Source organism: Niallia sp. M35 (assembly GCF_050971705.1).
Classification (GTDB): domain Bacteria; phylum Bacillota; class Bacilli; order Bacillales; family Cytobacillaceae; genus Niallia; species Niallia circulans_A.
In genome coordinates this window covers 156,690-176,784 of record NZ_JBPCEP010000007.1, presented here as the reverse complement: position 1 = coordinate 176,784, position 20,095 = coordinate 156,690, and the positions used below count along the sequence as shown (strand labels likewise).

Below are 20,095 nucleotides of genomic sequence, written 5' to 3'. Positions count from 1 at the left end.
TCTCAACCTAAATTATGGTTTAAAACAGTAAAAGTCTAATTCTATTATATTCACACGAATATTCGCTTTATTTTTGACTGTATTTATCTTGGACATTGCCTATTCCTATTTTCCCTTCTCTATAACTTTGTTAAAATACTGCAACACTATAACACTTTCCTATTATAAGTAAAAAAAGCTTATATCATTAGGTTAGGAGTTTACTAATATTTTCGAGTGTATTTACATGTATATTTTTTCTTCTTGCTTCATCAAGAATTAATTTGGCACTGCGTCCAGTTATAGTATTATTTCCTTCCATTAAAGATCGTGCTGTACTTCCACTTTTAAAGATAAACTTGGACATTATAATCCCTATAATTTTTGGTGATATCGTTGAAAGTAAAGTATTTAAAGCATCATAACTCATTCCTCGCTCCTTCATTATAGGCTTTAGCTGTCTAAGATTGATGGAAATGTTTCCTAAAGCATCGATAGAATCCATCAATCCTATAAAACTCCCTTCTTTTAAAACTTCTATTTCAACAGCTACATTTAAGAGGAAGTGGTTCAATAAGAACTTTTTAAAGTTAGTCTGCCTTTTAAGGCTGAATTCTGCTTGCTCAAATAATGTGTATACTTGCTGAACTCGTTCTTTCGAAGCCTTCCCTATATCACCTATCATAATAATAGAAGAAAACGCACCATTAATTGTGTTTGTCCCTACTGTTCCCCCGCCAGCACCAGGAAACCCGAATATAATTTGAGTTTGTGGTAATATTTCTGTCTGCTTGATTGGATCCTCCCAAAAGTTATTAAAAAACAGTACAGTAGCGTTATTCACCTTATTATTCAATGTTTTTACAACAGAACTGATTTGTTCAATATTGACGCTCACAAAAATCAAGTCATAGTTATGATTTTGTGGAATTTCATATATTAAGTTAGTTTCCCACGATACATTAATCTTTTTAGACTTCCGTTTCCTCCGATCGTCTAGCTGTAAGTTCAGCATTGGCGTATACTTATCTATTGATTCTGGTCTAATATAAAAGTCAATATTATTTCCATTTTCTTTAAAGATCCAAGCATATTGAGTAGAAATCACCCCACGCCCAATAACTAAGATATTCATTAAATCCCCCTCCAGTTCGTTAATTGAACAGTTGTTGATTTAATAGTATCATTTGTATTACAGGAAACAATCATCAAAAGCCATGATATGTTGATTAATGAACATCATCCTAAAATTGTTGAGGTGTGGAGATGGAAAGAAGAAAAAGGAGAACGCAAAAGCTAATAATAGACACTTTTTTCTTATTACTTAATGAGAAACCGTTTGATAAAATCACAGTAAATCAAATTACAACATTAGCTGATATTAACAGAGGCACTTTTTACCTTCATTATCAGGATAAATATGAATTACTAGAAAAAACCATTAAAACCTATATAAATCAAATGGACCAATACTGTCTTCATAATCAAGAAATGACTATTAACTCACTTACTTTAGCTTTTGATTACTTAAAGGAAAATTACAATTTTATTGAACCCTTATTGAGGAATGAAGGGTATCAACTATTCCAACACGAACTCAAGTCATCTATATCTTCCTTTATTGAAACTTCCGATTTATTTGATCTCCGCGTTGTTAGTATTTTGAAAAGAAGGGCTATCATATCAACTATTCTAGGAACTATTGAATGGTGGTTAGCTGAAGATGAATTGAACACAGATCCATCAGAAATTGCTGCTGAATTAAAAGATATAATCTTTTCCATCATTACATAAATTTATTATATAATCTTGGTTTAAATATGGGCTGCTTCTCTTGGGGAGTATCGATAGTAAGAACACGAAATACCATTTCCTTTTCTAAAGAGATATTGTTGATTTTTTCGTGATTAACAGCTTTAAACTTTTTGAAAGACTTTTAACCTAACAAAATTCTGTGTTAGTAAGTGCGTAATCATAGTTACTGTCGTGTTTAGTAGGGGATTTATAATCGTGCTATCCGATAAAAGGCTATTAATAGCTTTTCGCCGCAAATTTAATTATCTTGTAAAACTTGAAGCTTTCTCCCCTACTTTTCATTAACACTAGAACCGTTATTTACATTTTTCGCCTTAACTCCTCCAGCTTGTTTTAAACAATTGCCTGATTTTATTATTTTATAACGTTTAAGTTCAACTTCTTTATTACACACATTGCAATAGCTTTTCGGTCAAAAGAAACCCTCTATAACAGGGCGTTGCACCAAATATCTCCATTAAATATACGGTTATTATCTACCAAAACAACTCTTAAGTTCCCAGAAGAACTTAAACGTAATTTTTGTTGATAATACCTTAAAAGTTGCTGCTGCGTACGATTATCGCTTTTATAGTGTAAAATGACTAAACTTTTATTTTCTATCTCTACCAAGCTTCTGAACATTCCATTTATATGGCCATCATCTCCGTTAAAACCATAACCAATCACACATACTATGTCTGATTCAACAAAATGATCATAAAGATTAACATACTTTCTTGACATACTGACAGAAGTCAAAGGTTTAACACCACTTTGAGTAAACATAAATGGTACAAGAATTCTTCCTTGTCTCTCCTCGGAAGAAGGTTCTGTTAAAATTTCATTTTTGTATGGATCATAGTATTCATTTACACTTCCATTTAAATGATACACAGGTGTTTCTGCTAATTCTGTCCCTGCTAATACCTGTTGTACAAAATTGTTATAATTGGTAGTTCCCACAGCTTTAATATGAAAATAATTTCTTAAATTTATTAAGTCGTGATAATATCCGGGACCATCTGAAATTCTTGTTTCATCAACATGGACTTTGTTAGTAATATATCTTTGAACAGTATGAAGGAATATAGCAATCCGACTAAATTTAGCCCATTGCGCTTTAGGATTATACAGGTATCTAAAATGACTATCTATTAAAGCTTGGTAATCCATTGCTTGGCAATAAATTTCTTCTAATATGCTTCTACCAAGTTCTCTAAACACTGTAAGTCCGTCTGTATCTTCCTTTAAATCAATAGAGGTTTCTTCAATTACAATTTCCATTCCAGTTTGTCCAACACCTTGATAATTCAAAGAAAAAACCCCCGATAAATCATCAAATACGTTTAATTCATCAGGTGCTGCAGTAAACAATTCTTCGTTTAGCTGCGAAACAAGACTTTGACCAATTGCTCCAACCAATAATTCCAAAAAAGCCCTTACAATTCTTTTCAAATAACGATCTGTTGGATATTTTTCTAATAATCTTAAGAATGCTGAAAAATAGTCAGATTCAAACAGCAATACACTGGAAGCAAGCTTCTCATTTAACCGAATTGCTTGATTATATCTCATATCACCAATTTGTTCGCCTGTTTCGTTTGTAAACTTATCACGTATTATTGTTTCATTAAACTTCCATTTATTTAACAACTCAGAAACGTTTTCATCAAAACGATCCAGATAATCCAAAATGTTGCTTCTTCTATTTTCCAAACTAGAGGCAATAAGGCCTTCAAACTCTCCTTTTCCAAAAACATTTAATCTCTTACTCGCATAATTATCTGGAAGCCATTGAGTAGCAATCTGTGACCTAGAGTCTAGGCTTTGAATCTGGCTTCTAAATATTTCTTTATCTTCTTCATTTGAAACTCTAAATATTTCTAATGCAAACTTCCCTCCAGAAGGTAAACCATAGCCTATTTCTGCACCTGCTCCGAAAAATACTGATAATGTTGGTAAACTCAAGCATTTTCACCTCATCCATTTATTTTTCTATTATTTTACTTCAATATTCAAAAGGTTAGAACACCTCCCCCAAAAAAGCACTCTACATACATGAATCATTGAACTCCTTGTTATTCTTTTCCGCTATACTCTAAAATATTTAAACCCTCAGATGCCTCTGGTGCTTCAAAAAATTTAGTAACATGAATAAACACCGCTTCTGTGTCAAAAGCTGATCTTTCTGGTTGTTCATTACGCCTTTGTGCGATTTGACGTAAGCATTGCTCGTTATTTAGATTAAGGAAAATTAGTTGATGGCTTGCATTGACCTCTGACGCCACATCCAAAAACCACTTTCGCAGTTTTTGAGTGTTTGCTGGAAAATCCATCACTACATCTGTACCAACACTTAATATGTTTTGGACATGCTTTTTCACCAATGACTTGAGTTGCGCTGAGAATTTTAGATAGTCCTCAAATGATGCAATTTGATTAGGATAAAGAGATGAAAGCCATTCATCCTCAGACAACAGTACCGCATGTTTATCTATCGCCAATTGCTTTGATTTAGTTGATTTTCCAGCTCCCATTTTTCCACAGAAAAAGTATAGAGTCCCCAATTTTTTCATTTTTTTAGTTATTCTCCTCTTATTAATATTTAAAAGTTAAGATTTATATCCAGTATACTTATTCTACCGATATCGTTTATTTTCCTTTTTTAGCAAACCCGCTCTTTAATTCCATAAAAAGAGATGCCGTAGCACCTTCTGTTCCTAAATATAAGTCTAGTTAAAATGTAAGCCTCACATTTAATTTTCATTATAAAAAGATTGACACATAACTAACAATAACACTATACTGTTAATAACAGTAATATATTGATAAAAAGTTCATTACATAAAATTAGGGGGTTCTATCTATTATGAAACATACAGGGAGACATACTGGTGCATTTCTTTTGCTGTTTTTAATGGAGGGAGATAATTATGGTGGAAAACTGTTGCAAAAATGTAAGGAAGAGCTTCCCATCAATCCAATTGATAGCGCCATACTATATCGCACACTAAAAAAATTAGAGGAAGAAGGTGCCATTGATTCTTATTTAGATGTTTCTGATCAAGATAAACCGGTAAGGATGTATAAAATTACTACACTTGGAAAAAGAAAATTAGAAGAATTTCAAATTGATATTCAAGAAAAAATTAAAAATTTATCATTTTTCCTGGAAAAATACAAAAAAATGGAATTGCGAAAATAATGGTTAATGGAATTGTTTTATATACGATAGCTGCTATTTATCTGAGCCTGTCTTTTATAAAAGACAAATATAAAACAAAGGTAGCCTTATTAAGCTCATGGAAAATGTTTCGCAATGTTTTACCGGATTTATTAGCCATTATGCTCTTCGTTGGGCTGGCACTTTCTTTATTGACACCGTCTCTTATTTCTTCCATTATTGGGGAAAATTCCGGTTTACTTGGTATCCTTTACTCAACAATCATTGGATCAATTGCTATAGTCCCAAGCTTTATCGTTTTTCCTCTTGGACATACATTAGTTCAAAATGGCGCTGCTCTTCCACAAGTTGCTGTATTAATGTCGACATTAATGTCTGTAGGACTGGCAAGTTTATTTATGGAGCAAAAAACTTTTGGTCAAAGTTTTGCTTATGCCCGAAATATTTCTGCCATAATAATGTCTCTTCTATTTGCATTAATTATTTGGGTGGTGATGACATGAAAAAGCTAAAAAGATATCGCTTCTTTCTCATTTTATTATTAGGGCTTCTGCTTATAGCATTTATGAATCAAACGATTGCTGCAAAAACAGTTCAGTTAACTGGTAAAAATATTTTGGATATGTTAATTCTACTTCCTCCAGTATTTATATTAGTGGGATTATTGGACCAATGGGTAAAGAAAGAAACACTCGTTAGATATATGGGGGAAAAATCAGGTATAATTGGTGTCCTCTTCACCTTATTATTAGCAACAGTAGCTGCTGGACCTCTTTATATAGCCTTTCCAATCGCAGTACTTTTATTGAGAAAAGGAGCTAGCATCCGCTATATAGTGTTTTTTTTAGGGGCTTGGTCAACAGTGAAATTGCCAGTTCTAGTGTATGAATTTACTTCATTTGGTCCTAAATTCACACTTATTCATATTTGTTTCGGACTCGTGTTTTACTATTTAACAGGAATTCTTTTTGAAAAAATGTATAGCCAACAAAAGTTGCTAAAGTATGATACAACTATCGGAAAATAGATTTAAATCATTTAATATTTTAAACCCCACAATTCCAAATTCTTTAGTAGCTGTAGTCATTAAATTGATAACATTCTGTTAGTCTTTTTAAAAGCAATACAAATAAAACTCCAACGAATTATAGAAACTCATTTAATTTAACGTCACATACACTTCGCCCAAAATGCCTGAAACCTCTTGATCAATCTCCCGGTGGAAGGCAATTATATGTTTCTATGGGTGAAGCCATTGAACGAGAGATTGTTAGATTACTTAGGATTGTACTCGTAGTATCTATTATAGAAAGCCTCGGTTAAAGACTATGTATAATTATTTTGAAGTTGAACTTATTTAAATACACCTTTTCTTTTGCAAAGCCAATCTTCTAAGGCATCTTCGTGTTGCTTAGTGAATAATTTCGGTATTTTATTTATTGGAAAGTACTTCAAATCCAATGTCTCAATACCATCTGCAGTAAGTTCCCCATCAATTGGCTTACATTGAAAAAAGTGAGTAATAGTCTGAGCTTTATCTCCGTTCGGAAACTCAGCAGAATATTTAGAGTAGACACCAATAAGATGTTCAACCTTAACATTTAATCCTGTCTCCTCAAGAATTTCTCGTTTTGTTGTTTCTTCAAGAGATTCTCCTAGTTCCATAGCACCGCCTGGAAAACCCCACTCATTTCCATCTCCCCTTTTTTGTAAGAGAATCTCATTTCGTTCGTTATAAACAATACCTCCAGCAAAATTAAGAAATATTAAATCTTGTCCCACTTTTCCACGAATATAGCGAATGTAGTCACTAGATGTAGTCATAAATTTCCTCCTATATATAAAATACAAGTTAATTATATACCAAATAGAATAAAATGGTATTTCAAGTTATATTTTTCCGTCTTCCACTAATTCCCTTTTGTCTAATAACTTAATAAAAAAGCATTAATCCTTCTTAATCTTAATTATGGTATAATAAAGAAAACGTCTAACCCTTATGTATCAAGGGGTTAGACGTTTCGTTTTTATTTTTTATTCTACCAATGTAGAGTTAACATATATTTCTTAATGCTATTATTTTAGTGATCCTAAATATTCCTTTTGATCGATTTAATTGCATTAAAATGCATTCCTTCATGATATAGACAAAAACTTACTAATTCTTTCACTGTTGATAGGGTAAGACCTGTAGAAGTAGTGTAGGGTATTATCTCATCATCTAAACGATCTTCTAAATTTTGCTCTATTCTGTTTAATTGAATTCTTAGTAGCTGAATTAATTAATGAATCGTTGGTAACTCTTGATTTCCCCATTCGGCAGCCTTTATACCCGAACCGAACAATTCCATAAAATCATTTAGTAATTGAGTTTCTTCCCCTATAATTTGAAAACCTTTTAATGGTAGTGAATTTATACATAAAACTAAGGAAAAGTGGTTATATTCCAGCCTTATACTTATTGCATTTCTATATAAATTCATTTAGCTTTGAATTAATTCAAAGCTTTCTTTTAAAGGTAAATCTTCACTACTAGAACCGATATAAACATCAAATTGACCTGGCTCGCTAGCAAAGCTTAAATCACTTTGATAAATTTTCAATTGCTCCTCTGTAATTGTAAATGAGATTGTTTTCACTTCGCCTTTTCTAATAAATACCTTTTTGAAGTCTTTTAGTACCTTTACTGGTCTAGCAGTACTGCCAAACTGGTCTCTTATGTAAAGCTGCACAATCTCATAACCGTCATAATCCCCAGTATTTTCAACCTCAACTGTTACAATTAATTCATCATGGCTATTTTGCCTTATTAAATTTTTATTAAGTGAGACAGAGTTATACTGATAAGTTGTATAAGATAATCCATAGCCAAAAGAGAATAATGGTTTATTAGATTCATCAATATATCGTGAAGCAAAGCGATAAAAAGCATTTTCTGGCAGATCTGGTCTCCCTGTGTTTAACTCATTATAATAAATTGGTATTTGTCCAACACTCCTCGGAAAAGACATCGACAGCTTTCCTGATGGATTACTTATCCCATAGAGAATATTCCCTAAGGCCTTACCTCCCATAATACCAGGAAACCAAGCCTGTATAAGAGCATCTGAGTGTTTTTCTACATCAGTTAAAATTAAAGGACGCCCACTATAAATGATAGTAATTATTTGTTTATTTAATTTTTTTATAGCATCGAATAATTTTTGCTGAGGTTTAGGTAATGTAATCTCTGTACGTGATCCACCTTCACCACTCTGAAAAATACTTTCACCTAATGCTAGTATTACAATTTCAGAGTCCTTTGCTAAGTTAACAGCTTCTTCTATTAATTCATCATTACTTATTCTTTCATTTGGAATTTTATCTTCAAATTTTCCAAGTAAGTGTGCCGTTTCCTTCTCTATTAAATGTGATCCTCTGCAAAAAGGATTCTTATTATTCCCTACAATCTCGTTTATCCCATCTTTCAGTGTAATAGTGTCATTTATATCGCCTTTTATAGCCCACATACCAAGTGTTGATTTTTCATCGTGATATGGTCCAATAATTGCAGCTTTTTTGCTCTTTTCTAATGGCAAGACACCATTATTCTTTAATAAAACAATCGATTCCTCACTTAACATTAAAGCAGTCTTTTTATGCTCAGAACATAAGATACTAGAGTTTTCTGCTGATCTTTCTTTTAATCCTCTATATGGATCTTCGAATAAGCCCAGATCATTTTTTAAGGATAAAATCCTATAAACTGCTTTATTTAGTAAATCCATCATTTGCTCATTGTTATTAACTATTGCACCTAATTCATTAGCAAAAACCGATGTTTTCATATCAATATCTACTGTTGCTTTTAATGCTAGCTGCGCTGCTTCTTTTGGTCCATTAGCATATCCATGAGTAATTAATTCCTCAACAGCTGCATAATCTGAAATAAGTACTCCCGCGAATTTAAATTCATCTCTTAATATCATTTTATTTAACCACTCGTTACCGGTTGAAGGTACGCCATTTAAAGTATTGAATGCCGTCATAACAAGCTTAACTTTTGCTTTTACTGCCGATAAATAACTCGGTAAATATACCTCCCGCAATGTATGCTCAGACATATCTACTGCATTATACTCACGCCCTGCTATAGGGGCTCCATATGCTGCAAAGTGTTTAACACATCCAGCAATTTTATCTTTCGGTATTTTTTGCTCGGAATTACCTTGAAGTCCTTTTATTACTCTTTCTGCAAATAATTCGGCCATAAGCGTATCTTCTCCAGGAGATTCCATCACACGGCCCCATCTTGGATCTCTTACAATATCAACCATAGGAGAAAATGTAACGTGTAATCCTTCTTCATAGGATTCCTTAGCACTAATGGAAGCTGCTTCTTCTATTAAATCAAAGTTCCAACTACAAGTTTGTGCCAATGGAATGGGAAAGATAGTTCTAAATCCATATATAATATCTGCCATAAAAAGCAAAGGGATTTTATGGCTTGAGTTTTCTAAATATTTCTCTTGAATTTTAATTATTTCATGAGCATTAGTAATATTTAAGATTGATCCTGTATGATAAATATTATAATTTTCATTTAATCCTAATTTTTTTATTGGACCAGTTATCGTTTCTTCCGTTTCATTAGTAAAAAAATCTCCAGTTAATTGCACAAGTTGACCGATTTTTTCCTCAACGGACAGAGAATCGATTAAAGCCATAACTTCATTTTTTTGCATCGATACTCCCTCCTTATTATTTTGTTTTTGGGTGATCTTTATATCCAAAAAGATAGGTAAGAATAAATGCCACACCAAACCCGATTAGGGATACTAATAAATATCCAAAAATTTGACTATTCAGAAATAGCAAAGTCCCTGGAATAGCTGTGATAGACATTCCTGTGGCTGATAAGTGCATTAACCCAGCTACAAATCCACCAGCAGCACCCCCTATTAATCCCATAATAAAAGGCTTCCCGTATCTTAATGTAACACCAAAAATAGCTGGCTCAGTAATTCCTAGTAATGCAGACATAGTGGAGGGATATGCAATAGCCTTAGTTTTCACATTTTTTGATTTAACCGCGACTGCAAATGCTGCTCCTGCTTGAGCACAGATCGAAGCAGTACTTATCGGGTTAACCAAATTTTTTCCTGTATCAGCAAGCATTTGGATTTCAATTAAATTAAGAGGATGGTGCAATCCTGTTATAACGATTACTTGATTAATCCCACCATAAATTAAACCACCAATACCAAATGGTAATTCTAAAACATATGTTACTGCATGTAATAATAATAATTCTACTTCATGAAAAACAGGGCCAATTAAGAAAAACGCTAAAACTATCATAATTAATAAAGTGAAGAACGGAGATAAAATTAAATCGAGAGCACTTGGCACTCTTTTTCTAATAAATCCTTCCACCTTTGCTCCCAAAGCCCCAACAATAAATGCAGGAAGAACAGAGCCTTGATAGCCTGCAACTTTTATAATTCCGAAAAATTTTAAAGGCTCTGCTACATTTTGTGCAACATCCCATGATGTGGGCAGACTTGGATGTACAAGCATTAACCCTAACAGAATTCCTAATAATTGCGAACCTCCAAATACTTTGAAAGCAGACCAACAAACTAATACAGGAAGAAATGCAAAAGCAGTATCTGTTAATATTTGAGTAAACTTAATAAAATTATCTGAAATATGATCTGGCGTTAAACCAAATACTGCGAGGATATCAGGTTGTAAAATCAATCCTCTTACTCCCATAAATAACCCAGTAGCTACCAATGCCGGTATAATTGGCACGAATACATCGCCGAACAAACGTATCATTCTTAAAAAGATATTATCATCTTTATCTGAAGCAATCTCTTTCAATTCAGACTTTGTTGTTCCAGATACGCCTTCTTGTACCATCGCATCATAAACATGATTTACTGTACCCGTTCCAAAAATAATTTGATATTGACCAGAAGTAAAGAAGAATCCTTTAGCAAAATCAATATTTTCAATCAATTCATCATCAATTATATCCCTATCTTTTACGATTAATCTTAGCCTAGTAGCACAATGAGCCATCGAAATAATGTTGTCAGTCCCACCAATACCACGTATTACTTCTTGAGCAATATTTTTATAATTTTTATTACTCATTTCTCCCCCTCATTTCTGTTTATTAATTATCAAAAACACGCGTAATTTACGCTAACCACACAAATAAGGATAACAGGAATACGTTTACATTACGTTGCATTTTCTTACTAATTAAGGGTCATTTTTTGACCTTTTATAGTATTTGGGATTAATATTCATAGTTGATCGAAAATAGTTTCTAAATGATTTTACATTTGAAAAACCTGATTCATAGGCAATTTGTGTAATGGTTTTATCTGTTGTATTCATAAGCTCAATTGCTTTTTCTAAACAAAGATTTCTTTTAAAATCTATGAAAGTCTGTCCAGTTATTGTATGAAATAATCGAGAGAGATACGCTTCAGAATATCCACAAGCATTGGCAATTTCTTTTAAGCTAGGATTATCTTTATAGTTATTTTTCAGATGCCTTATTACAATTTCAAGCTGCTTCAATTTTAATTGTTTGCGATTATTATCTTCACATTTCCCATTAGCTCCAGAGGAAAAATTTGTTACCAATAAATATTTTAGATGAAGTATTTTACTCTGTTCTAATAAGTAGTCATATTCGTTCGTCGATACATGGTATTCTATAATTTCAGTTATTATTTTCCTAGTATAGTCTATTACTTGCGCATCATATTTGTTTTCGCAAGTGCTTAAATGAATCGATTTATTTTCTTCTTCAAGAAAATTTCCAGGAAACTGAATGATGCATACATTATTATGAGTTATACTTTGGGTAGAATGTGGGGTATTAGAATTGATTAATAGCAAATCTCCCTTTCCTAGGGTAACAATTTTCCCTTCATACCAGACTTTTAGCTTTCCTTCTACACAATAAATTAGTTCAGGACTATCGTGCCAATGCATAGGTATAATTCTTTCTGTATCTTTGGCTTTGAATGAGAAAAATTTTATTGTTTTTTTCTGATTTATTTCAATATATTCATATAGTTCACCCATCAGTAATTTATCCTTTCGCCCCTATTAAACATTTTCCATACATTATAGCAGATTAATAAAATGAAGGAATTTAAAATAATCAGTGTATTAATAAAAACTTATTAATCGCTTTCTCATTTCAAACAGAATTGATTATAATCTTTAAATTCTGATGTCGTCTATTCTAATACAAAAAAAGGACTCCCTTTATAAAGAAAGTCCCATTTTATATTGGTTTTCATACCGTTCTTTATTCACATTACTGATATATTCAATAGCTGGAATCTCGTTCTAGCTTTTTGATTTTACGCTTATCTTTAATCAAACGATTAAAAGACTAAGCCTTTCCCCATCATTACTTCCATCCTCTTTTAATTAACAGCTATAAGGGAGGCAACGGTCATTATGATAAAAATAAAAGAAATGGTAAACCATATTGTATTTTTAGTAGTGCTATCTTCCTCTTGTATTTTCTTTAATAAGGATACTAGATTTAAACAGAAAATAATGCAATAAACTGGTAGTAAATAAAAACCAAAAATAGCAAAAAACTCTATCATTCATTCACAACCTTAATTTTCGTATTTCCTAAACTTATAGATATTATGATTGTACATTAATGTAGAGTCTAATTCTAATTCTAATTCTAATTCCATCTATATCATCTTTGCTAAATACTCATTTTCTGTTTTGATTTACTTCTACTTCATCCACATCTGCGGCACATCGAAAACCTAAATTGCCACTCGAGCTATCTATCGTGTTGCTTGTCCTTGCTGCCACTCGATAGCGATTACAATAGGAATCATGGCATAAGTAGGATCCGCCACGCAGCGATTTTGTGTTACCATTTGGAGGTCCTTTTGGATCTTGCAGGGAATCTTTCTGATGGTATGTGGGATGAAACCAGTCTGAACACCATTCCCAGACATTTCCCGCCATATTGTAGAAACCATATCCATTCTCTTCAAAACTGTCTACTGGCGCTGTCCCTAAATAACCATCTTCTATGGTATTCACTGTAGGAAACTCCCCTTGCCAAATATTACATATATGCTTCCCGTTCGGATTTAGCTCATTCCCCCATGGATATTTATTCTGTTCTAATCCTCCGCGGGCTGCATACTCCCATTCAGCCTCTGTTGGCAGCCTTTTGCCAGCCCATTTACAATAAGCCATGGCATCATTCCAAGATATATGAACAACAGGGTGATTCCAACGATCTTCTATCGAAGAATTGGGACCTTCTGGCTTTTTCCAATATGCTCCTTCTACTACACGCCACCAAGGTGTATTTCTGGGAGCTCTTGTATATATAGCAGCATCTTCCTTTGCTAACAGCAAATGAAATACAAAGGACCAGCCAAATTTTTCTGCATCTGTTTTATAATTTGTTTCTTCTATAAAACGTGCAAATTCCTCATTAGTAACTGCATATTTATCCATATAAAAGGGGCTTATCTTAACTTTCCTGATTGGTCCTTCTCCATCTAAGGGAAAACCATCTTGATCCTCTGTTCCCATTAAGAATTCTCCTCCTAGAAGAAGAAGCATATTTTTGCGGGAGTAAGAACTATTTTTTGTGAAAGTAGCATCTTCTCTTCCGAAATTTATAAAGTCCATTGACTCTCTACTTGCAGAACAACATGATTTGCTTTGTAATTCCTTATCCATACTTGTCTCCTTCCTAAAAAACAAAAATCCCTGCGATGCCAGCACCTAATAGAACAAATAAAGGATGAGCCTTCCATCTCCATAAAAAATAGAGAGAGACCAAACATATAAGCAAAAGAGAAATCATTTCCATATTAACATTTAAAGAAATAACATGATTCGAATAAGCAAATTTCCAAGCAGCATAAACAATTAAACTAGTAACAATTGGTCTTAGTCCATAAAAACTCTGTTTTACTAATTTATATTCATTTACTTTTGTAAAACAAATAGCCATTAATAGGATGATGACCAGGGAAGGAATCGTCATTGCTAAAGAAGAAATAATTCCTCCAGGAACTCCTGCTAGCTGATAGCCAACTAATGTGGCACTATTTGTTGCAATTGGACCTGGAGACATGCCGGCAATCGCCATTATATCAGTAAATTCATTCGTACTTATCCAGCCTCTAGCAGATACCCCCTGCTCAATAACAGGGATCATTGCATAGCCGCCGCCGAAAGAAACAGTTCCGATTAATAAAAAAAATAAAAATAGTTGAACGAGCATGCTATCCTCCCCCTAACTTGCTTGATCTGCTTCGTGAACTTGACTCTCCTCTTTTTCCAGCTTCACAGCCATTCCTAGTTTCTCTTTAACTTTTGCAATCATGATTCCTAGTAAAGCACCTAGTAGGATAACCACGATAGGATGAAGATTAAATATAATCATACTTACTATCATCACAATTGATAATACGGCGGTTGATTTATCAATAATGGACGTCTTTCCTATCTTTATTGCCGCATAACCAATAAGCGCCACTACTGCTCCACTAATCCCCTTAAATGCTGCATTTACAAAGACATTGTCTTGAAAATATAAATATAGACTGCCTAGAATTAATACAATCAGAAATGTTGGAAGAAGGGCGCCTAGCATAGCAACCAATGCTCCTAGAATTCCGCCTAGGCGATATCCAATAAATATAGACGCATTTACTGCAATAGCTCCAGGTGCTGTTCCCGCAAGTGCTAACGTATCTGATATCTCTCCCATTTTCATCCATTTTTTTCGGACTACTATTTCTTTCTCTATAATGGGGATCATCGCATAGCCACCGCCAAAGGTAACAGGGCTCATCTTGCAGAACACCCAAAATATTTGAAACAACGATACTTTCAACTTCATATAATCTCCCTCCGTCTATTTCAGAATAGAACGAATGAGTTTTCTGTTCTTTCTTTCATTATAGCACACTTTTATCCATTTTGGATAAAAGTGTGCAAATTAAGCAATAAACATCTAGAAATTCATAAAACTTCTAGGCATGAACTATCTATAAATCTCGTCTTACTCTATGAGAACTCCTTAATTATATATGCATAACCAAAGAGTCCTCACTTAAATTTATAAATTATCTTCTTTCTAATCCTAAACGTATATATTGCTCTTCTGGCGCATCGCTCTTCTGCATTAGATCTACTAATTTATGACTCATTTCCTTTTCCAATTCTTTATCAACTATAGGCTTTTCTTGTTTCGGGTCATTTTGGATATCAAATAATAAGCTGCCAGTCTTATAAGAATTATAATAACTCTTCACTGGAATTTTTAAGTAAGGGGAATAGTTTGTAAATCTTGTTCCTGGTTTTAATTCCGCTTTATTTATTGCTTCTTGATCTAAGAATCCCCTTATCGCGGTGACTGCTAAAGTATGATTATATAGGGGACCATTTTCTTCCTGACTGGAAGCTCTCATATAAGTATATCTTCCATCATGGATATTTACATAAGAACCGTGAGTGCCAAACAAAATGGACTTATGATTTTCTTCTTTCTCTTTTTCAAGAATCGGCAGGAGCGAATTCCCTAGCAGGAGTTTATTATCATAGGGAACATGAAAATAATCCATCAAAGTCACAGGAATATCGATCGTTTGCGATAACGCCGAACATCTAGTTCCACCTATAGTAATTTTAGGTACATGAATAAAAAATGGAATATGAATAATTTCTTCATATAAGGGAGCAATATTCTTACCAACCCAATTATGTTCTCCTAATAAGAATCCATGATCTGTATTGACAATAAGCATCGTATCTTTCCACAGATCATGTTCATCCATATAATCTAGTACTTTACCGAGGTGATAGTCACACATACTAATTAAAGCAGCATACTCTTTTTGCATGTCTTCTATATCTTTTTCTTCATAATCTCCTTCTTTTAATTGCTGATAGGCTGGCCAATATGGGATATCTTTTTTATCTTCACAATCATAAATTTTTCTATATTTCTCTGGTACATAGAACGGTTCATGTGGATCGAAGCATTCAATCTGTAAGAACCAATTATCTTTTTCCTTATGTGTGTGTAAGAAGTCTAAACCAGCTGCAATTGTTTGAACACTTGACATCTCTTCTTCCTCTTGTTGTCTTGTTCTGTTTGCAAAATGCTGGATCACAGACAATCCTTGCTTATTTAATTTATGGTTGTTTTCGTTTGGGAGTGCTTCCCCCCTTGCAATCCATCTATCGCCTTCCTGCCCGCGAAATCCTTCCCAGGTAGAATAGCGATTATGATAAGTAGCACCTCCATCCTCAAAATAATGAGAGTGATCTGTTACTAAATGTGTATACACATCATTTTTCTGCAATTCTTCAAATACAGAACGATCAAACGACTCGAGGGGACCCCATTGACGATGCAGGAAGTTATAATTCCCTGTATGCAGTTCTCTTCTTGCTGGCATACAAGGCATACTGCCACCATAAAAATGATCAAATGTTACTGTTTTATCCTGTAATCGCTTAAAATTGGGAGCATGCACCCAATTGTTATTATAATTCGGAAGAAAATTTCGAGATAAAGTATCAAACATTATCATAACTGCTCGCATTTTATTATTTCTTCTCCTCTCTGTGTAAGTACTATTTTATGAATAACATAAATTTATTATATAATTGCATTCCCTATTTTTGGTCGGTTTCAGGCAGGTTGGGAAATTATCCATCATTTTGGGACAATAAAGACTAATTTCTATTTGGTATATTTTCACTGTGACTTTAATCATATATAAATACAATGCTTTATGCTGTAATAAATAGATAATACATGGATAAGGTGGGTAGTTTAATATGATTCATTCTCCAATAGCAGCACCCTTAACTACTGTACTTTTAAAAACGGTATCAGAGGCTTGCAACCTGGCCTGTGATTATTGCTATTACAGTAAGTGTGAAAATAAGAGTACAATTCAAACATTCGATTTAGACGTTTTAGAAAAATTTATAAAGGAGTATTCCTCCTATAGCAATGGATTTATGACTTTTGTGTGGCAAGGTGGTGAACCTTTATTAGCAGGGCTTCCCTTTTTTGAGAAAGTAATTGAGTTACAAAAGAAATATGGCAAAAATGGGTCAATTATTAGTAACTCCTTGCAGACAAATGCGACCCTTATTACAAAAGAATGGGCTGATTTCTTTAAGGAATATAATTTTCTAATTGGGGTAAGTATTGATGGTCCTAAAGAAATACACAATAAAAGACGGCAAAATAGAGGGGGACAAGGCAGTTTTGCGCAAGTAATGCGCGGGATTTCTCATTTAAAAGCAGCAGGTGTGGAGTTTAATATTCTAACGGTTGTCCATGAAGATAATGTCTTAAAAGGTCAAGAATTAATGGCTTTTTATAAGGAAGAGGATTTCCGTTATATTCAGTTCATTCCTTGTATGGATTTTCAATCTCAAGATATAGATGCACCAGGAAAATTTTTAATTACTCCAAAAGAATATGGAAAATTCTTATGTGATGTCTTCGATGTTTGGTTCAATGATGGTAGCCCGGAAACTTCTATTCGTTTTTTTGATGAATATTTAAGTGTATCCTTGCATCAGCAGGCTGCCTTATGCACACATCGAAAAACTTGTCCCAAAACACTAATACTAGAATCAAATGGCGATGCCTATCCATGTGATTTTTATATCACAGAAGATCTTCGGTTAGGAAACATCGGAGAAGATAGCCTAACTGATATCTTATCAAGCCCTATCTATAATACATTCCTAACTAAGAAAGAGGATTTAGCTGAAAGATGCCTTGATTGTGAGTTCTTATCATTCTGCCATGGAGGATGTCCCCGAAATCGTAATTGGACAGAAGATGCTAATTATGATTACTTTTGCGAAAGTTTTAAGATCATCTACCAATATTCATCTGACCGGATGAATAGATTAACTAGAACCATTAAAAGCCAATGGAAACAGCAATTGATAAGAGAAGGTCATCCTCTCCCAGACCGTAATAGTTTATGTTTTTGCGGAAGTGGTAAAAAATACAAAAAATGTTGTGCGCTGCTCACTGTTTAGTAATAAAAAAAAGGAAGGATATACCTTCCTTTTCCATGTTATATTAAGCTTCTAGCGCCATTAAGGTTCCGCCAAAATTAATCTTGTGTCCGGCTGCAACTATTATATCTCTGTACTGATCATAGTTAGTAACAACAACTGGCGTAATTAATGAATAACCTGATTCTTGGATTTTATCCATATCAAATTCTATTAATAACTGGCCCTTTTCTACTCGATCTCCATCTTTAACATAAGCTGTGAAGTAATTCCCTCCTAATTGTACCGTATCCATTCCTATATGAATTAAAATTTCCGCTCCTGCGTCTGTTGTAATCCCGATAGCATGTTTCGTAGGAAAGAGGGCCGTAACTGTTCCGCCCACCGGCGATATTAATTTTCCTTCTGCGGGATTAATGGCAACCCCTTTTCCAAGTGTCCCCGAAGAAAATGCTGCATCTTCTACATCTGCTAACATTCTTACTTCTCCCTTAAGAGGGCTATATATTTCTTCATTACTAGCAGTACCTTGCGGATTGTTTGGACTTTCTTTTTCCTTTGCAGCTTGTTCTTGTTTTGCTAATTCTTCTTTTTCTTTATTCTTATCGATGCCAAATAAGTATGTTAGAATAAACCCTACTATTAAATTGGATGTCATCGCGAGGACTGCTCCCCAGAATCCCATATCGAAGCCATCAGTGGGGTTAATTTTGGTCGGCAAACCAAAAATACCAAGTCCTCCCATTGTATATGCCTTTGTTCCCATAATTCCCATAATACATCCACCTATAGCAGAAGTAATAAGGGTAATAATAAATGGTCTTTTTAACGGCAGGGTAATTCCATAAATAGCAGGCTCGGAAACACCAAATATCGCGGAGATAAAAGCTGGAATACTTAATGTTTTATATTTTTTTTGCTTTGTACGGACTAAAACACCTAACACAACCCCAGCTGTTGCTAAAGATGTTGCTGAATTAAATGCTAAGATATAATCACTGCCATGTACTGCAATATTATTGTAAGCAATCGGAATTAATCCCCAATGCAAGCCAAACATAACAAATACTTGCCACAAACCACCAACTACAATACCTGTAATAATCGGGCTTAAATCATAGACCCACAGAGTCAATTCTCCTAATAGCTTACCTAACCAAGTTGCAATTGGGCCAATAAAAATAAATGTTAATGGTACACTAATTAACAACGTAAGGAAAGGTACTAAGAAAGTTTTAACAACTGCTGGAATTACTTGTGCGAACCACTTTTCTAGCTTTGATCCAACATAGGTTGCAATTATTATAGGAATTACAGAAGAAGAATAAGACATTAAAATGACCGGTATTCCAAGAAATGTTATATGAATTGGCGATTCAAAAAGTGTTCCTGCAAATAAGGTGTACAGCGGATCACCTGCAGTCAATCCGGATAATGTCGGATAAACTAATGCAGCTCCGATTGCCATTCCAATAAAAGGATTACCACCAAATTTCTTCATTGCTGTATATCCTAAGAAAATAGGGAAGAAGTAAAATAAGGAATCCCCAACGGCATTAAGAATATGGTATGTCCCTGATGTATTTGCATACCAGCCCAATGCTACAAATAAAGCATTTACCCCTTTTATCATACCAGTTGCTGCTAATACACCTAGCGTCGGAGCAAAAATACCAGAAATCAAATCTATAAATTTATTAAAAAGTCCTTGCTTCTCTCCTGAATCTTCTTCTACTAAAGATGAATTAGATTGAAAATTACCAACTTCTACAACCGCTTTATATACCTCAGGTACATGATTTCCAATTACTACCTGATATTGCCCGCCGCTTTTCATAACAGTGATAACATCTTCCATGTTCTTTAGTATGTCTGTATTCGCTTTACTTTCATCTTTTAATTTAAACCGTAATCGCGTTACACAATGGACAACACTGTTGACATTCTCTCTTCCACCGACGTTTTTAATAATATCTTTCGCCAATTGTTCATATTTCATCTTTGAGCCCTCTTTCTAATTTTTCTAAAACTAGAGATATCCAACCCCACTAATAGGCATAA

General features: G+C 33.8%; 17 protein-coding genes. 5 read left to right on the top strand and 12 right to left on the bottom strand.

What is annotated here, in order from left to right; genetic code table 11:
• Positions 1 to 187 precede the first annotated feature (187 nt).
• Entirely contained in the window at positions 188 to 1,114 is a 927-nt protein-coding gene (locus tag NiCM35_RS11355) for a ketopantoate reductase family protein (RefSeq protein WP_123259866.1), read from the bottom strand.
• Positions 1,115 to 1,245: 131 nt separating this feature from the next.
• On the opposite strand from NiCM35_RS11355, the gene NiCM35_RS11350 reads away from it, so the two are divergent.
• Complete coding sequence (locus NiCM35_RS11350) at positions 1,246 to 1,773, top strand: TetR/AcrR family transcriptional regulator (RefSeq protein WP_163188066.1); 528 nt, start codon at positions 1,246 to 1,248, stop codon at positions 1,771 to 1,773.
• A 447-nt stretch (positions 1,774 to 2,220) separates the two neighbouring features.
• On the opposite strand, the gene NiCM35_RS11345 is transcribed toward NiCM35_RS11350, so the two are convergent.
• Both NiCM35_RS11345 and NiCM35_RS11340 read right to left on the bottom strand, forming a co-directional pair.
• Positions 2,221 to 3,744 (bottom strand): hypothetical protein, encoded by a 1,524-nt coding sequence (locus tag NiCM35_RS11345; protein WP_433779538.1) that lies wholly within the window; start codon positions 3,742 to 3,744, stop codon positions 2,221 to 2,223.
• A gap of 110 nt (positions 3,745 to 3,854) precedes the next feature.
• Positions 3,855 to 4,352, bottom strand: a complete 498-nt coding sequence (locus NiCM35_RS11340; protein WP_433779536.1) for a P-loop nucleotide/nucleoside kinase family protein — start codon at positions 4,350 to 4,352, stop codon at positions 3,855 to 3,857.
• 293 nt (positions 4,353 to 4,645) lie between these two features.
• Between NiCM35_RS11340 and NiCM35_RS11335 the strand changes: the two genes are divergently transcribed.
• Genes NiCM35_RS11335 through NiCM35_RS11325 form a run of 3 tightly spaced genes read left to right on the top strand, consistent with a single transcriptional unit; the run spans position 4,646 to position 5,987 of the window.
• Positions 4,646 to 4,981 carry a PadR family transcriptional regulator gene (locus tag NiCM35_RS11335; protein ID WP_095330214.1) on the top strand — a complete coding sequence of 112 codons (336 nt, stop codon included), beginning with the start codon at positions 4,646 to 4,648 and terminating at the stop codon, positions 4,979 to 4,981.
• Complete coding sequence (locus NiCM35_RS11330) at positions 4,981 to 5,463, top strand: hypothetical protein (protein ID WP_095330215.1); 483 nt, start codon at positions 4,981 to 4,983, stop codon at positions 5,461 to 5,463. Before NiCM35_RS11335 ends, NiCM35_RS11330 begins: the two co-directional genes overlap by 1 nt.
• Positions 5,460 to 5,987, top strand: coding sequence for a permease (locus NiCM35_RS11325; protein ID WP_123259040.1), 528 nt, complete (start codon positions 5,460 to 5,462; stop codon positions 5,985 to 5,987). Before NiCM35_RS11330 ends, NiCM35_RS11325 begins: the two co-directional genes overlap by 4 nt.
• 326 nt (positions 5,988 to 6,313) lie before the next feature.
• On the opposite strand, the gene NiCM35_RS11320 is transcribed toward NiCM35_RS11325, so the two are convergent.
• From NiCM35_RS11320 to NiCM35_RS11285, 8 genes are all read right to left on the bottom strand, one after another.
• A complete protein-coding gene (locus NiCM35_RS11320; protein ID WP_123259868.1) occupies positions 6,314 to 6,784 on the bottom strand; it encodes an NUDIX hydrolase in 471 nt (156 codons plus the stop codon).
• A gap of 659 nt (positions 6,785 to 7,443) precedes the next feature.
• The gene (bglX, locus tag NiCM35_RS11315) at positions 7,444 to 9,684 is read right to left on the bottom strand and encodes a beta-glucosidase BglX (RefSeq protein WP_433779533.1); all 2,241 of its coding nucleotides are present in this window, start codon (positions 9,682 to 9,684) and stop codon (positions 7,444 to 7,446) included.
• A gap of 16 nt (positions 9,685 to 9,700) precedes the next feature.
• Positions 9,701 to 11,104 carry a sucrose-specific PTS transporter subunit IIBC gene (locus NiCM35_RS11310; RefSeq protein ID WP_433779531.1) on the bottom strand — a complete coding sequence of 468 codons (1,404 nt, stop codon included), beginning with the start codon at positions 11,102 to 11,104 and terminating at the stop codon, positions 9,701 to 9,703.
• 111 nt (positions 11,105 to 11,215) lie between these two features.
• A complete protein-coding gene (locus tag NiCM35_RS11305) occupies positions 11,216 to 12,052 on the bottom strand; it encodes an AraC family transcriptional regulator (protein ID WP_047942830.1) in 837 nt (278 codons plus the stop codon).
• Positions 12,053 to 12,709: 657 nt separating this feature from the next.
• On the bottom strand, positions 12,710 to 13,705 hold the full coding sequence (locus tag NiCM35_RS11300) for a formylglycine-generating enzyme family protein (RefSeq protein ID WP_433779528.1): 996 nt from the start codon (positions 13,703 to 13,705) through the stop codon (positions 12,710 to 12,712).
• Between the two features lie 13 nt (positions 13,706 to 13,718).
• Positions 13,719 to 14,255, bottom strand: coding sequence for a chromate transporter (locus NiCM35_RS11295; protein ID WP_095330222.1), 537 nt, complete (start codon positions 14,253 to 14,255; stop codon positions 13,719 to 13,721).
• A gap of 12 nt (positions 14,256 to 14,267) precedes the next feature.
• Positions 14,268 to 14,876, bottom strand: coding sequence for a chromate transporter (locus NiCM35_RS11290; RefSeq protein ID WP_095330223.1), 609 nt, complete (start codon positions 14,874 to 14,876; stop codon positions 14,268 to 14,270).
• Between the two features lie 226 nt (positions 14,877 to 15,102).
• Positions 15,103 to 16,587 (bottom strand): sulfatase, encoded by a 1,485-nt coding sequence (locus tag NiCM35_RS11285; protein WP_433779526.1) that lies wholly within the window; start codon positions 16,585 to 16,587, stop codon positions 15,103 to 15,105.
• A 238-nt stretch (positions 16,588 to 16,825) separates the two neighbouring features.
• Between NiCM35_RS11285 and NiCM35_RS11280 the strand changes: the two genes are divergently transcribed.
• Positions 16,826 to 18,055, top strand: coding sequence for an anaerobic sulfatase maturase (locus NiCM35_RS11280; protein ID WP_433779525.1), 1,230 nt, complete (start codon positions 16,826 to 16,828; stop codon positions 18,053 to 18,055).
• Between the two features lie 43 nt (positions 18,056 to 18,098).
• On the opposite strand, the gene NiCM35_RS11275 is transcribed toward NiCM35_RS11280, so the two are convergent.
• A complete protein-coding gene (locus tag NiCM35_RS11275; protein ID WP_095330226.1) occupies positions 18,099 to 20,033 on the bottom strand; it encodes a beta-glucoside-specific PTS transporter subunit IIABC in 1,935 nt (644 codons plus the stop codon).
• Positions 20,034 to 20,095 lie beyond the last annotated feature (62 nt).

What these genes read in the sequence shown, in the direction of transcription:
- NiCM35_RS11355 (WP_123259866.1), bottom strand. Translation starts at nt 1,114, where the DNA reads ATGAATATCTTAGTTATTGGGCGTGGGGTGATTTCTACTCAATATGCT.
- NiCM35_RS11350 (WP_163188066.1), top strand. Translation starts at nt 1,246, where the DNA reads ATGGAAAGAAGAAAAAGGAGAACGCAAAAGCTAATAATAGACACTTTT.
- NiCM35_RS11340 (WP_433779536.1), bottom strand. Translation starts at nt 4,352, where the DNA reads ATGAAAAAATTGGGGACTCTATACTTTTTCTGTGGAAAAATGGGAGCT.
- NiCM35_RS11335 (WP_095330214.1), top strand. Translation starts at nt 4,646, where the DNA reads ATGAAACATACAGGGAGACATACTGGTGCATTTCTTTTGCTGTTTTTA.
- NiCM35_RS11330 (WP_095330215.1), top strand. Translation starts at nt 4,981, where the DNA reads ATGGTTAATGGAATTGTTTTATATACGATAGCTGCTATTTATCTGAGC.
- NiCM35_RS11325 (WP_123259040.1), top strand. Translation starts at nt 5,460, where the DNA reads ATGAAAAAGCTAAAAAGATATCGCTTCTTTCTCATTTTATTATTAGGG.
- NiCM35_RS11320 (WP_123259868.1), bottom strand. Translation starts at nt 6,784, where the DNA reads ATGACTACATCTAGTGACTACATTCGCTATATTCGTGGAAAAGTGGGA.
- bglX (WP_433779533.1), bottom strand. Translation starts at nt 9,684, where the DNA reads ATGCAAAAAAATGAAGTTATGGCTTTAATCGATTCTCTGTCCGTTGAG.
- NiCM35_RS11310 (WP_433779531.1), bottom strand. Translation starts at nt 11,104, where the DNA reads ATGAGTAATAAAAATTATAAAAATATTGCTCAAGAAGTAATACGTGGT.
- NiCM35_RS11305 (WP_047942830.1), bottom strand. Translation starts at nt 12,052, where the DNA reads ATGGGTGAACTATATGAATATATTGAAATAAATCAGAAAAAAACAATA.
- NiCM35_RS11300 (WP_433779528.1), bottom strand. Translation starts at nt 13,705, where the DNA reads ATGGATAAGGAATTACAAAGCAAATCATGTTGTTCTGCAAGTAGAGAG.
- NiCM35_RS11295 (WP_095330222.1), bottom strand. Translation starts at nt 14,255, where the DNA reads ATGCTCGTTCAACTATTTTTATTTTTTTTATTAATCGGAACTGTTTCT.
- NiCM35_RS11290 (WP_095330223.1), bottom strand. Translation starts at nt 14,876, where the DNA reads ATGAAGTTGAAAGTATCGTTGTTTCAAATATTTTGGGTGTTCTGCAAG.
- NiCM35_RS11285 (WP_433779526.1), bottom strand. Translation starts at nt 16,587, where the DNA reads ATGCGAGCAGTTATGATAATGTTTGATACTTTATCTCGAAATTTTCTT.
- NiCM35_RS11280 (WP_433779525.1), top strand. Translation starts at nt 16,826, where the DNA reads ATGATTCATTCTCCAATAGCAGCACCCTTAACTACTGTACTTTTAAAA.
- NiCM35_RS11275 (WP_095330226.1), bottom strand. Translation starts at nt 20,033, where the DNA reads ATGAAATATGAACAATTGGCGAAAGATATTATTAAAAACGTCGGTGGA.